Consider the following 13910-nt stretch of genomic DNA (forward strand, 5'->3'; position numbering starts at 1 on the left):
CATGCTTACCCGCCGCCTCGCGCTTCGGATGATGTTGACTGTCGCTGCTGTCTGGGCAATTCCAGCCGATGCGGCTGAACCGCGTCGTCCGAATGTTCTGTTTATTATGGCCGATGACCTGAATTGCAACCTGGGTTGTTACGGAGATCCGCTGGCGGTGTCGCCGAATATTGATCGGCTGGCCCAACATGCTGTCCGGTTTGATCGGGCCTATTGTCAATATCCCGTCTGCAACGGATCGCGATCGTCGATGCTGAGCGGAACCCGGACCGATACGACCGGCATCAGCAATAATGCGACGCCGACCCGGGCCAATCTCGCGCAGCATGTTTTTCTGCCGCAGGCCTTCCGGAATGCCGGCTATCGAACGGTGAAGTTCGGAAAGATCTATCATGCTGTCTTGAATTCGGGCGATCTATTTGAAGATCCCGCCAGCTGGGATGAAGACCTGCGGGAAGATTCGTCTGCCAAAAATCCCCCTGAGGAGCAGATCCGCGAAACTTATAAGAAGCTCTCCGCGATCCGGCTGAAGTGTGCTGACGAAGTGGCCTGGGATGGCAAGATCGCCCGACTGGCGGTCAAGGCTCTGAATGATCTCTCCGCAAAAGATCAGCCGTTCTTTTTAGCAGTCGGCTTCCGTCGACCCCACACGCCCTATATGTCACCTGACAGCTATTGGGATCTGTTCAATCCGGAGAACCTGCCCGGACCTGTCGAGCCGGAAGGGCACGTCAGCCTCATTCCTCCCTCGGCTCTGAAGCAGAATTCCCCCGTCACCCGGCGGGGAATTGACGAGAAGGACTGGCGACAGATCCGTCAGGCCTACCGTGCGGCGATCGCTTACATGGATGCGCAGGTCGGTCTGCTGCTCGACGCGGTCGACAAGCAGAATCTGTGGGACAACACCATCGTGGTCTTCGTCAGCGATCACGGATATCACCTCGGGGAACATGGCGGGTTGTGGCACAAGGGAACACTTTTTGAGGAAGCGACGCGGGTCCCTTACCTGGTCGCCGCGCCGGGGGGAAAGAAGGGGGTTGTTTCGGAAGCGCTGGTGGAACTGGTTGACCTGTATCCGACGTTGACCTCCCTGTGTGGAGTTCCGGCTCCTTCTTCTCTGGAAGGTTCCAGTTTTGCTCCGTTGCTGAAAGATCCGGAGCTGCCGTGGAAAACGGGTGCGTTCACGGTCGTGGTCCGTGGCAATCAGGAGAGTAGCCCCAAGTTCTCTGAACCAGTCAGTGATCCTCAAAAGTTCGCGGAGAAGAGCCGGAAGAAAAACGAGGATCGCGGTAGCTCAAGTGTGACCGGCAGAACCGTCCGTACGGATCGCTGGCGGTATACCGAATGGAACGAGGGACGCGACGGAGTTGAGCTGTACGATCACGACAATGACCCGCGCGAATACCGGAACCTCGCCAACGATCCCGCCTCGGCACAGGTTCGTCAGGAGCTGAGTGCCCTGTTGAAGAGTGGCTGGTCCGCGTGCGTTCCCCCGGCAGCAAAATAAACTTCAGCCGGGACGGGGGACGTTCCACTCTCCCGTCCGGGAGCACGTGAAGCTTCCCCTCGTGACAATTTTTGCACGCGATTCCCGGACTCCCTCCTGTCTGGCACGGGGGGATTGTCCAGCGGAATGCTCCTGGTCGGTCTCGGCGAGAATCGTGATTCAGCGTTGAGCGGCATGGCCACTGTCGGATCGGCGGTGGCTTCGAATACCTCTTCCTTCGGAATTCTTCATGAGACTTCACAACCGCCCGCTTGTGTCCGGGCTGAGCCTCCTCTGTCTGGTGCTTTATTCAGGCGGACAGCTTCCGGCTGCAGAACCCCGGATTCAGCAATTGACGCAAGGTCCGAGGCATCACTTCTTCGGGTATATTGGCCATGTGCGCACGACACCCTGGAACGCGAGCGGGCGATATCTCCTCGGCCTCAGCACGGAATTTCAGGACCGCATGCCGACCGGGGAAGATGTCGCGGAGATTTTTCTGGTCGACACTCAGAATGGCAATGCGTTGATTCCCGTCGAGAAGACGCGTGGCTGGAACTTTCAGCAGGGGACGATGTTCTACTGGAACCCTCAGGCCCCGGAGACCGAGTTTTTCTTTAACGACCGGGATCCCGCCAGTCATGAAATCTTCACGGTGCTCTACGAGTACAAACCGGGTGAGGGTCGACGCAAGAAAGAGTACCGCTTTCCGGGACGGACGATTGCCAATGGGGGCGTTTCCCCTGTCGGCGGTCGTTATGCCGCGATCAACTATGGAAGGATGGCCCGTCTGCGGGAAGTGACTGGCTATCCCGGAGCAGCGGACTGGACGAAAGACGTTCTCCATCCGAAAGATGATGGGGTTTTTGTGGTGGACGTCGCATCGGGGAAAGAGAAGCTGCTCGTCTCGTTTGAGAAGCTGGCAGAAGAGCTGCGCCCTTCCCGGCCTGACATCGACGGCATCGGCCTGTTCATCAACCACACTCTCTGGAGCCCTGACGGAAAGCGGTTGTTCTTCTTCTGTCGAGGGAATTTCGATCAGAAGGCGAGCCAGATTAATGTCCCGTTCGTGATCAACGCCGATGGGACCGGTCTCAAGAGACTGAAGCATCACTTCGGTGGTCATCCCGAATGGCTCGACGATCACCGCATGATCGGCAAGTGGGACAAGCTGCAGGGGATTTATGATGTCGACACACAGGACTTCGTCGGCAGCATCGGCGAGGCTTCAACTTTCGCCGATCCGGAGGGAGATGTGGCGCTCTCCGCCGACAATCGCTGGTTCGTCAACGGCAGCAGTCGGCGCAACGGCGAAAACCGTTATACGTTTTATCGCATGGCCGATGGACTCACGCTGCGTGCGGGGCCCCTTTCGCGGGGGAAGTGGGTCTCCGGCTCGCTGAGAATCGATCCGGCCCCCACCTGGAACCGGACAGCGTCCGCCGTGCTGGTGACCGCCATCGCCGATGACGAACAGCAGACCCGGCAGATGTTTCTCATTGAACTTCCGGAAGAGGCAGCCAGCAGCCGCTGAACATTGCCGATTCCCGGTTGTGTCAGTGCAACGCTCTCTGTGGATCGGTCGCTGGCAGCTGTGCGGCACTTCCCAGGACCCTCACGAGTTCTGCCGGGGTGGTCTGCCCGTTGGTGACGGCGATCTCGCCACGTTGCCTGAGCGGGATCATCCCGGCCGAGATGGCGAGCTGTTCGATCTGTTCGGAGTCGTCCCGATTCAGAATGGCGCGGCCCAGCCCCTTCAGGTTGGGCTGCAGCAATTCGGCTAGCACAATTCGTCCCCGGTAACCGGTGTGGCGACATTCCGGACATCCCTGCGAACCCTGTTGCAGGCAGGGGCAGGATCTCCGCATCAGTCGCTGAGCGAGGAGGGCACTCAGCCCGCTTCTGAGGACATAAGGTTCGATCTGCATGTCGGAGAGACGTGCGATGGCGTCTGCTGCGGTTGCTGAGTGAAAGGAACTCAGCACCAGATGTCCGGTCAGAGATGCCTGAAAGACAATTTGGGCTGTCTCACGATCACGAATCTCACCGACCATGATCACTTCTGGATCCTGCCGCAGCAACGAGGCGAGGCCCCGCTGGTATGTGAACTCGCCGTCTGGCTTGACCTGCGACTGCGATGTCCCCGGGAGCAGCGCTTCAATCGGATCTTCCAACGTGCAGAGACTTCGTCGCGTCGGGGATTGCTGCTGGATGTGTCGCAGACAGGCATAGAGTGTCGTCGTCTTTCCGGAACCTGCCGGCCCGCAGACAATCAACAGGCCGGAGGTGTCGGAGAGAATTCCCTGAATAGTAGTTTCGACTTCCCGGGGAAGCCCCAGGTCTCCGAGCAGTCGATAGCTTCCGGAGCCGACAAAGAGCCGGACGACTCCTTTCTCACCGTGAACCGTCGGGAATGTGCTGACCCGCATTTCGAGTTGCTCTTCGCCGGTCCGGATTCGTCCTTCCTGGGGAATGTCGGTCCGGTAAGTGAGCAGGTGGGCGAGCACCTTCAGCCGCGTGACCACATTTCCCGGGAGATGGCGGATTTCCGTGAGCGGATGCAGCACGCCATCGATCCGCAGCAGGCATTGCAGCTCCAGCCCGCCGTTTTCGGGAATCAGATGGAGATCGCTGGCACGATGGCTGCGGGCGAATTCCAGCAGCCGATCGACCACCTGAACCGGCTCGTTGCGGAGGGGAGCCGGGATGGCCTGTTGCAGCCGGTCGAACTCTTCGCGAATGGAAACGCTCATAAAACCCCGGAAATGTCAAATTAGGCGCTCTGATGATCGGCAGACTTGGCCGTCCCTGTCAACGAAAGTGTGCCGAACCGGAGGTCTGCCTGCTGGGGATCTCTGATTCATGTTAGAAGCCCGCTGTTTGTCTCGTTCCCTCGTCAATGTTTCGCGATAGCCAGGATTCACGCACGTGCGCAGCTCCAGAGTGATTCTATTGGCGGGCCTGGCGTTCCAGTGGTTTACGACCGGAAATGCCATTGCCACTGAACCAAATCCCGGTAGTGGCTCAAATCTTCCGAATTCTTCGGCCTTGGGGACTGCCCCCGCTGCCGGAACAATTGTCCCCCCGCCCCCCGGCCCCCCGGCTGTCGGGGTGACTCCGACTCCCGCCCCGTCGGCTCCTGCACAACCTCCGGGAGCCGTCCCCGCTCCGGGAGCACAGGTCACTCCACCCGCCGTCCCTGCTGCGACACAAGGGCCGGCACCGGCGGTGGTTCCAGCTCAGGTGGTTCCTCCGCCTCAATCGGTCACCCCGACAACTCCCGCTGCAGGGACCCCAGTACCGACCCCGTCACCGGTCCCCGCACCTTCCGCTCCTGTTCCCGTGGCGGCGGCCGTCCCCGCTGCAGCCAGCTCCAATCCGACTGCGATCGCTCCCCCCACCGGAGCAGCAGCCTCCGCGCCGATTCCCGGAGCTCCCGTCTCCCCTGTCAGCCCGAATGGGGCCGCCCCGGCCGCATTGCCTCCGTCTGCAACCGGGGCGAACGTTCCCGCGGCCATGACGATCGAAGAGGGCTTTGTATCGCTCCTTTCTCCCGCAGGGCTGGCCGGCTGGATGGTCCACGATGGGCGACAGCAGGCCTGGCAACGGGAAGAGAATGTGATCAGCTGCGTCGGTGTCGGCGGTGGCTGGCTGCGGACAGAGAAAGAGTACAGCGATTTTGTTCTGCGTCTGGACTACCGGATTCAGGAAGGGGGAAATACGGGAATCGGAGTTCGGACTCCGCAGGCAGGCGATCCCACTCTTTCCGGACTGGAGATTCAGCTGCTGGATGATTCCGCTCCCAAGTATGCCAATCTCCGACCGGACCAGTACACCGGGAGCCTGTACTACCATGTCGCTCCCCGGACTCGGGCCCGGCTCAACCCCGTGGGGGAATGGAACAGCTGCGAAATCTGTTGCGTGGGAGATGACCTGACAATCGTCATTAACGGAGAAGTCGTTAATCAGATCCGGCTTTCGCAGGGGAAAGCTCCGCAGGGGACGGAGGGAACTGCCAAGGCACAACCGAATTCGCTGTCTTCTCGTCCCCCTGTCGGTTATCTCGCGCTGCAAAGTCACTCGAGTCGAATCGACTTCCGCAATCCGCGGATCAAGGATCTGACGGTTCAGACCAAATCGGGCCTGCTGTTTGTCGACATTGCCCCCGGAAATGGCGAAGAGGTCGGCCCGCAGGCGACGGTGACGGTTCACTACGTCGGTCAGTTGGCGGACGGCAAGCGATTCAGCGACACCCGTGATTTCGGTGAGCCGGTCACGGTTCCCCTGGCAGCGGTGATTCCGGGCTGGCGAGAGGGGATCGGCGGAATGAAAGTCGGGGGGAAACGACGTCTGATTGTGCCGCCGGCGCTCGGTTATGGCAGCGCGGGGGTGGAGAATTTAATCCCCCCGGACGCGACTTTGGTATTCGAAGTCGAATTGTGTGGATTCCAGCGGTAAGGTAAGTGCAGGGCGAAAGTTGACTTTCGTCCCTGAAACATCTCATGATTAAGTGTTGCGAGACTGGGCCCCTCCCGCCGGGAATTCGCTCCGGCAGAGGCTCTGTTCCCTTCGTGGCATTTCATTGAGCGTTTGACCGCTTCACCGTTTCAGGAAAGTCCATGAGTCAGTCGTCAGCCAAAGAAGCTCCCTGTCCCGATTGTGGCGAGATGGTCCGCGTGAACTCGCTGCGCTGCTGGAATTGTGGCGCGTTCATGAATCGGGAGCTGGAACAACGCTATTTGGCCATGCAGGCGAATCCGGCTCCCACGATTTTCAGCGAACTGCCCGCCGATGAAGCACATGCCCTCGATGACGTGAATAGTGGCGAGGATGACGATTTCGAACTCTCGCTTCCGGTCGCCAAAGCCGCTCCCAAAAGCGTGGCGGTGAAGCCGGCTGAAGAGCCCGAAACATTTGCCATTGCTCAGGATCCCGAGGAGCCGGCAGCTTCTGAATCTGCCGCTCAACCTGCCGCCAAACCTGCCACCGCGGAAGCATCGCGTTCAGCTCCCGGCGAACCGGATGTGGCTCACTCCGTCGCGACCGGCGGTGACGCCCTCCTCGATATTGCGATCCAGGAAGAACGGGATCAGAAGAAACGGGGCAAACTGCGTCGGCCGGCGGGAGGGATGCGGACTGCCACCGGTGGGCTGATCATTTACTGTCCTTACGGCTGTAAGGTGGAAGTCAAAGACCAGCATCGAGGCATGACGGGTAAGTGTCCGCGCTGTGGAGCTCCGTTTATCGTGCCGATCGACCCTCCTCAGTACAAGAAGCAGGAGGAGACCGCTCCGACTCCCGAACAGGCGGCCGCTGCGGCTGCTGCTCCCGGCGCGATTCAGATTTGGATTCCCGATCTGCATCTGCACATCGTGAACCCGGCGAATCTGAAGCTGAAGCCGGACAGTCTGCTCAAGGATTTCACCGAGGTCGATGTCGGTTTTTCGAAAGAGAAGCTCTTTGTCGGTGCGCTTGCGAAGAAGGCTGCGGGACTCTTTGCCAAAGGTCCCAAGAAAGACGAAGTCCGGGCGGCGCTGCTCGCCTACGCACAGGAACTCAAGCCGCTGGCCGATGCGCCGGTCGACCAGAAGTATCTCTATTCCAATGATCAGGTCGGACAGATCAAAGTCGTGCAGCCGGCGGCCTCGCGGGCCAATTCGCTGTTCCACGGAGTACTGGTATTCGGCGAAGGCCGGATCGCCATTCAGCTGCCCGAGTCGGATCAGGTCAAGGATCTGGCCTATCTGTCGATGGGACTGACTCAGTTCTGGAGCTTTGCCAAGGCACTTGAGAACATTTACGGCGTGTCAGGATTGGGGGCCGATTGCGGGATTCCGATGGAGGCCCGTTATTCGCTCTATAAATGCCACTATCTCGACGTGCCGATCAAGGCGCTCGAAGATGTTGAGTACTACAAGGCCGACCCGAGTGCCCAGCTGGAAGTCGCGGGCTATCGCTGCGGCTCGTGCAAGCTGGCTGTGAGTGAGACCGGACGCAAGAAGGAAAACCTCGGCGGCAAGTCTCCCAAGGGAATCGCCAAGGCGAAGTGCCCGAAGTGCAGCAGCAAGATGGGCGAGCATCTGCTGTACAGTCTCAAGTCGGATATCGCCCAGCCGTCGATGAACGAGTGATCAACCTCGTCTGGCTGTGCTCGAAATAACCTGAAGAACCTGTTTCCTGGCTGCGGGGGACAGGTTCTCTTGACGTCACCCGTTCCAGTCGCGACGCTGTTCGTCAGCGAGGCCGGAGGCCATCGCTCCGGTTGAGCCCGGGTTACGGTCTCGATCGGAGTCTTGCCCTTCTCTGTCGCTGTGAATGTTGAACGTTGTTCCCGGTCACCGCTCGAGCGGTTGGTCCGCAATTCCAGAGAAGTCTTCGAGTCGCCAGAGCTGCAGATTCCGTCAGATAACCGGTTTGCCGGGCGACAGAAGGATCGATATGCCACTCCCCGATCCCCCCGATGAGATCTCGCCGCAGCAGCTGGAGAAGTGTCAGCTGATTCTCGGGCACCGCTTCCGCAATCCCGGATTGCTGCTCCGCTGTCTGACCCATGCCTCGGCGGCTCGTACGCGACTGGAATCCAATGAGCGGCTCGAGTTTCTCGGTGATGCCATTCTCGGTGCCGTTGTCTGCGAGATGCTGTTTCAGCGGTTTCCGGAGAGTTCTGAAGGGGAGCTGACCCGCATCAAGTCCGTGGTCGTCAGCCGCTCGACCTGTGCCCGAATTGTGCAGGAACTTCGTTTGCAGGAGTTCTTTATCCTCGGCAAAGGGATCGCCACGAATGCCCAGATGCCGACCTCGATTCTGGCAACCGCGTTCGAAGCGTTGATCGGCGGCGTCTATCTGGATGCCGGTTATGAAGCTGCCCGGGAATTCATCCGTCGCATGATTCTCGATGAAGTCGATGCGGCGGCGGAATCGGCGATCGGCGTGAATTACAAGAGTCTGTTTCAGCAGCGGACGCAACGGACATTCGGCGAAACTCCGCTCTATCAGGTTCTCGACGAAAAAGGGCCGGACCACTCGAAATGTTTTCAGGTCGGTGCAGTCGTCGGCAATCGTGTGTTCCCACCCGCCTGGGGTTCGAGTAAAAAAATTGCCGAGCAACGGGCTGCGCATAATGCGCTTTCCGATCTCGATGGCGAGCCGCTGCCGCATGTGAACACGGATTTCGAGGGGGACGAGGCACTCGAAGACGAGGAAACGCCCGCCTGATTCATGACCTACCCTGCAGGAAGGTCCTGAGAAATCTCTGCTACTGAAAGATCAGCAGCGTCGGCACCGGGCTGTGCATATCGTCCGTCCACAGGACTTCCTTGCGTCCCATCGGCGAGGCGATCGCCTGGAATTTCGGGTTCTTCAGGGAAGCGGAATCTCGCGACAGCAGAACCCAGCGATTGGTCAGAATGCTTTGTCCCAGATTATTGGGCTGATTGAGGTTCAGCGATTGCAGTCCGAGTTCACGGGCGAGTGCGTTCAGAGGGAGCCGGAGGTCGAAAAACTTGTTAGAGATGTGGACCGCCAGAATGCCGTCAGGCCGCAGATGCTTCAAATAGACGGTCAGAGCTTCCCGGGTCAGGAGGTGCGCCGGAATTGCGTCTCCGGCGAACGCATCGAGAACAAGAATGTCGTAGTTCTGCGGCGGGAGATTTTCGAGGCTGAGCCGGGCGTCGCCCGGAATGACCTGCACCTTGCCTGCCGCCTGATCGAGACAGGTAAAGGACTCCTGTGCCCATTCCGTGACCAGAGGATTGATTTCGAAGAAGTCGAACTCGTCTCCCGGTCGGGAGTAAAGGGCCAGTGTGCCGATCCCCAGTCCAATGACACCGACCCGACGGGGCTGGCCGGCATGATGGTCGGTCAAGGCGATGCCGATGCCGCTCCCGGTGCCATAGTAAGTTGAGGGGACAGCCCGCAGTTGCTCTGCGGTGTGCTGTCGACCGTGGAGGATATCTCCGTACCCCAACTCGAGGTAAGGCCCCAGCGGATGGTCGCTCCCTGCCAGCCGAAGCCGAAGCGGTCCGTAAAAATTCCGCCCCAGCATGTAAACACTGGAATACTCCAGCCGCACATCCATCAGCAGTCCGAAGAAGATCCCCAGTCCGAGTGCCACCAGTCCGTACCACGGGCCGCGGTTGTCCCAGACGTTGTGCAATCGGGATTGCGGGTCCCGCCAGCAGGCGACGAGGAACAGAAGATAACAGCCCATCAGGCCGAGATGGAGTTCGAGGTTCAAGTGAAAAATGCGGGGGGCAATCAGGCCCGTGAAAATCCCTCCCAGTGCTCCCCCTGCCGCCACCCAGAGATAAAACTCCGTGAGGCGGGCAGCCGGCGGTTTGATCCGGACCAATTCACCGTGACACGTCATGCAGCAGCTCAAATAGAGCAGCAGGTAGATCCCCAGCTTCATTCCGAAGGTGACCGAGCCATAAGTGGCGATGCTCATCGACCAGCAGGTCAGTCCGAGGCTCAGGACGAGCAGCGTCCCCCAGACCCGGCGGTGATAGAAGCGGTCGCCTGAAAAACAGACAATCAGGGTGACAAGGTAGATTGTCAGCGGAAGGATCCACAGAAAGGGAAAGGCTCCCAGATCCATGAACAGTTTGCTGGTGATCGCCGGCAGCAGGAGTGTGGGAATCAGCGCGAGCAGCAACCACATCACCCGGGTCCCGACGAAGACCGAGGGAGCGGATTCCTGCAGCCGGGGAGCTGCGTGATCGGCACCATTCCAGACACGTCGACCGCACCAGGCGGTCGTGAGCACATAGGCGACAAAGCTCCAGTACCAGAGGCTCGCCTGTCGTGAAGCGGGAATCAGCCACTCGATCACGAATGGATAGGTGACCAGGGCCAGCAGCGAACCGGCATTCGACAGGGCGTACAAGCGGTAGGGAACGATTCCAGGCGACAGGCGTCGAAACCATTCCTGCAGCAGCGGGCCGGTTGCGCAGAGCAGGAAGTAAGGCAGGCCGATGTGGTAGAGCAGGACCGTCAGAATATGCAGCTCGGGGCTCTCCGTGCCGGTCGGCTTGAATTCCGGAGAGAGCTTGACGGGAGCGGTCACGCAGGCGAGCACCAACAGCCCGAGGTAAGTGACCACCTGAGCTCTCAGCGATGCCCAGCGGGCGAGAGCAAAGGCGAAGGCGTATCCAAAAAACAGCAGGGTCTGGAAGAACAGCAGGCAGACGGTCCAGACCTGCATGCTCCCCCCGTGCCAGGGAAGAATCAGCTTGCTGATGACCGGTTGAATCTGGAAGACCAGCCACGCCCCCAGAAAAATGGGGAGGGAAAACTCCCGAATTCCAGACGCTGGCTCTGATTTCGTCTGTGGCACCTGGTCGGCCATGCGGCAATCCGAATCAAAAAATGCGAAGGGAAGGAAGAGTGTAGAACCTTCCTTCATATCGGGTCGGAGGTCGCTCAGCAAGACGCTCAGACGTGTCGGGCGTCATTCGTCTCGCGGTCAGATTTTGAGGAATATCTGACGTCGGTAGAGGAACCTGCAAATCATCAGGACCAAGCCCATGGACACCAGTGCGGTCAACAGTTCCCCGGCGCCAATTCCCACATGCTTTTCCAGCAGTCGATGAATCGGCCCGCCTGTGATACGGAATGCCAGTCGATTGAAGTTGATAATGTTGGTCAGCAGGTAAACCGTAATGGCATTGGCCCCGATCCAGATAAAGGGGGTTGTCCATTTCCGGAATCCCCCGACATCCACCACAAGATAGAACAATCCCAGCAGCAGCAAGCTCCAGCCGCCTGCAACCAGAACGAACGAACTGGTCCAGACCTTTTTGATGATCGGGAATTGATAGGACCACCCCCACCCGGCGGCCAGCGCCAACGCTCCCGCCAGCAGAAGAAAGAGAACCTTCTGCCCTGGTTTCAGTGTGGGATTTCTGAGCAGTAGTCCTGCAAAAACTCCCAGCAGGCAGGTCGCGACTGCCGGAAATGTGCTCAGTAAGCCCTCTGGATCGTAATGCCGGTTTCCATGCTTCGTCATCGGGAGGTACTGGGCATCCACCCAACCGGTGATGTTGTCTTTCTCGGAGAATCGCTCTGCTCCCTCCGGGAGTGGAGCGAAGGACATCACAGCCCAGTACGTGACCAGAATTCCGACGGTCCAGAGGACGAGTCCGCGGGTCCGGAACGTAGCGAACAGTATGGACGCAAACAGGTAGGCCAATGCAATCCGCTGGAGCACCCCCATGAGTCGGGGTGCGCTCTGACCCTCGCTCGACCACCCTCCGTTGTAGATCATTCCGAGAATGAACAGGATCGTCGCCCGGCGGAAGACTTTGATCAGTGTGGCCCGCTTTCCCACGGTTTCAATTGAGCGCGTCAGCGAGAAGACGAGTGACGTTCCGACCAGAAAAACAAACAGCGGAAAAATCAGATCGTAGAAGCGAAAACCTTCCCATTTCACATGGGAGAACTGTTTTGTGAATTGCTGCAGGGTCGGGTGAGAGATCAATTTGCCGAGGGCATTGATGATTTTCTCTCCTCCCGCAATCCAGAACATATCGAAGCCTCGCAGGGCATCGATGGAGAGCACACGCTGGCCAGGCAATGAAGGGGTGGCTGCCGCGGTCGCTGAAGAGGGAGTGACCAGGCTGGGAAGAACAGCGGCGGACGACGTCATTTCGACTCCTGAACTGAACCGGCGGGGATCATAGAGAAAGTTTCAACAAAAGTCGCGTGATCAATTCGAGCGCCGGAAAATGTCCGGCTGCCACCGCGGGTCGTGGAAATTGGATGAAATCCCGGCTTCCCGATTGGCTTGTTCGCGAGGTTGCGTTACTTTTCTCTCATCCACTGCAGTTGGTGAATATCGGAGCGGCCGTGAGCTAACAGGTCTGCCTGTGGTGGATGCCCCCCTGCTGAGATCGGGAGCCAGAGATGCGAGTGTTAATGGCCAGCTCGGAAGCCGTCCCTTTCGCCAAGACGGGCGGACTGGCGGACGTCGCCACTGGACTGGCAAAGGCGATGTCGGACGCGGGACATGAAGTCTCGCTGATCATTCCCTGCCATCGCCGATTTATTCCCGAGCATCTGCGGGGAGAAGCGGTCGCCCTGATCAGCGTGGAACTGGGAAATACGATCGTCAAGGCGACAGTCCGCCGCACGTTGCTGAAGGGATCGCAGGTCGAAGTGCTGCTCATCGACCAGCCGAACTTTTTTGATCGCCGACAGCTGTACACCGAGAACGGGACCGACTACGCCGACAACGCGGAACGCTACCTGTTCTTCAGTCGGGCTGTGGTGGAGATCGCTCAGACACTGACCCGCCCTCAGGTCATTCACGCCAACGACTGGCAGACGGCCCTGATCCCTGCGCTCGTGTCTTACGACCGGTTACGTGGCGGACGGCTCTCCGGCGTCGGCACAGTGCTCACCATTCACAATATGGCGTTCCACGGTCAATTTCCCTCGTGGCAGATGGAACTGACCAGCCTTCCGCAGGACTATTTCAACTACCATCAGCTGGAATACTATGGCCAGCTGAACCTGCTCAAAGGGGGAATTGCCCTGGCCGATATGGTAACGACGGTCAGCCCGACCTATGCGCGGGAAATCTGTCGGCCTGAATTCGGCGTGGGCCTCGATCCGCTGTTGCTGGATCGTGGTGATTCGCTTGTCGGCATCCTGAACGGTGTCGACATGACGGAATGGAATCCAGCGACAGATCCGCATCTCAAGCATCGCTACACGGCAGCGACGGTGCATCAGGAAAAGCCGAAGTGCAAAGCGGCTCTGCAGACCGAACTGGGGTTGAAAACCGGCGGGAACTCATTGCTGTTCAGCATGGTTTCGCGGCTCACAGATCAGAAAGGTCTCGACCTGATCACCATGAAAGCCGATGAAATGCTGAAGGCCGATCTGCAGCTGGCGTTTCTCGGAACGGGGGAACGCTGGTGTGAAGACGCGCTGCAGCAACTGGCGGAGCGCTATCCCGGCCGTGTGGCGGTGAAGATCGGCTTTGATGAAGGTCTGGCACACCGGCTGGAAGCGGGGGCGGATGCTTATCTGATGCCGAGCCGATTCGAGCCCTGCGGCCTGAACCAACAGTACAGTTTGATCTATGGAACCGTTCCCGTTGTGCATACTGTCGGAGGGCTGGCAGATTCCGTCGTCGATGCGAATCAGGAGAACATCGCCAACGGGACGGCGACCGGTTTCCAGTTTCGGGATTATCACCCGGACGCGTTTCTGGAAGCGGTCTGGCGGGCCGTGGGACTTTACGAACATCATCAGGACGACTGGAAGCAGGTGATGCGCAACGGCATGACACGCGACCTGTCCTGGCGAAACAGCGCACTACAGTATTTGCAGGTTTACGAACGAGCGGTTGCGCGAGCGCAGCAGTCGTAATCGCCTTCACGCGCCGGAGCCTCTCCGGCTGAATAACGAAATATATTGA

General features: G+C 59.1%; 9 protein-coding genes. 5 read left to right on the forward strand and 4 right to left on the reverse strand.

Annotated features, from left to right (window positions below; genetic code table 11):
* The first annotated feature begins 1 nt into the window (after position 1).
* Entirely contained in the window at positions 2–1507 is a 1506-nt protein-coding gene (locus SH664x_RS07590; protein WP_437206398.1) for a sulfatase, read from the forward strand.
* A 1207-nt stretch (positions 1508–2714) separates the two neighbouring features.
* Here SH664x_RS07590 and rhlB read toward each other — a convergent pair.
* Together rhlB and SH664x_RS07600 are read right to left on the reverse strand one after the other, a co-directional pair.
* Positions 2715–3089 carry an ATP-dependent RNA helicase RhlB gene (gene rhlB / locus SH664x_RS07595; protein WP_437207194.1) on the reverse strand — a complete coding sequence of 125 codons (375 nt, stop codon included), beginning with the start codon at positions 3087–3089 and terminating at the stop codon, positions 2715–2717.
* Positions 3043–4239, reverse strand: coding sequence for a GspE/PulE family protein (locus SH664x_RS07600; RefSeq protein ID WP_437206399.1), 1197 nt, complete (start codon positions 4237–4239; stop codon positions 3043–3045). Before SH664x_RS07600 ends, rhlB begins: the two co-directional genes overlap by 47 nt.
* 175 nt (positions 4240–4414) lie before the next feature.
* On the opposite strand from SH664x_RS07600, the gene SH664x_RS07605 reads away from it, so the two are divergent.
* From SH664x_RS07605 to rnc, 3 genes are all read left to right on the forward strand, one after another.
* Entirely contained in the window at positions 4415–5944 is a 1530-nt protein-coding gene (locus SH664x_RS07605; protein WP_437206400.1) for a family 16 glycoside hydrolase, read from the forward strand.
* Positions 5945–6105: 161 nt separating this feature from the next.
* A complete protein-coding gene (locus tag SH664x_RS07610) occupies positions 6106–7617 on the forward strand; it encodes a hypothetical protein (RefSeq protein WP_437206402.1) in 1512 nt (503 codons plus the stop codon).
* Between the two features lie 307 nt (positions 7618–7924).
* Positions 7925–8701 carry a ribonuclease III gene (gene rnc / locus SH664x_RS07615; protein WP_437206404.1) on the forward strand — a complete coding sequence of 259 codons (777 nt, stop codon included), beginning with the start codon at positions 7925–7927 and terminating at the stop codon, positions 8699–8701.
* Positions 8702–8741: 40 nt separating this feature from the next.
* Here rnc and SH664x_RS07620 read toward each other — a convergent pair whose 3' ends face one another.
* Together SH664x_RS07620 and SH664x_RS07625 are read right to left on the reverse strand one after the other, a co-directional pair.
* The gene (locus SH664x_RS07620; RefSeq protein ID WP_437206406.1) at positions 8742–10832 is read right to left on the reverse strand and encodes a spermidine synthase; all 2091 of its coding nucleotides are present in this window, start codon (positions 10830–10832) and stop codon (positions 8742–8744) included.
* Positions 10833–10949: 117 nt separating this feature from the next.
* The gene (locus tag SH664x_RS07625) at positions 10950–12131 is read right to left on the reverse strand and encodes an acyltransferase family protein (RefSeq protein ID WP_437206407.1); all 1182 of its coding nucleotides are present in this window, start codon (positions 12129–12131) and stop codon (positions 10950–10952) included.
* A 257-nt stretch (positions 12132–12388) separates the two neighbouring features.
* On the opposite strand from SH664x_RS07625, the gene glgA reads away from it, so the two are divergent.
* Positions 12389–13861, forward strand: coding sequence for a glycogen synthase GlgA (gene glgA / locus SH664x_RS07630; protein WP_437206409.1), 1473 nt, complete (start codon positions 12389–12391; stop codon positions 13859–13861).
* Positions 13862–13910: the final 49 nt, after the last annotated feature.

Source organism: Planctomicrobium aquicomposti (genome assembly GCF_051466325.1).
In the GTDB taxonomy this organism is placed as follows: domain Bacteria; phylum Planctomycetota; class Planctomycetia; order Planctomycetales; family Planctomycetaceae; genus Planctomicrobium.

Coding starts and splice junctions, on each gene's coding strand:
- SH664x_RS07590 (WP_437206398.1), top strand. CDS start 2: ATGCTTACCCGCCGCCTCGCGCTTCGGATGATGTTGACTGTCGCTGCT.
- SH664x_RS07600 (WP_437206399.1), bottom strand. CDS start 4,239: ATGAGCGTTTCCATTCGCGAAGAGTTCGACCGGCTGCAACAGGCCATC.
- SH664x_RS07610 (WP_437206402.1), top strand. CDS start 6,106: ATGAGTCAGTCGTCAGCCAAAGAAGCTCCCTGTCCCGATTGTGGCGAG.
- rnc (WP_437206404.1), top strand. CDS start 7,925: ATGCCACTCCCCGATCCCCCCGATGAGATCTCGCCGCAGCAGCTGGAG.
- SH664x_RS07620 (WP_437206406.1), bottom strand. CDS start 10,832: ATGGCCGACCAGGTGCCACAGACGAAATCAGAGCCAGCGTCTGGAATT.
- SH664x_RS07625 (WP_437206407.1), bottom strand. CDS start 12,131: ATGACGTCGTCCGCCGCTGTTCTTCCCAGCCTGGTCACTCCCTCTTCA.
- glgA (WP_437206409.1), top strand. CDS start 12,389: ATGCGAGTGTTAATGGCCAGCTCGGAAGCCGTCCCTTTCGCCAAGACG.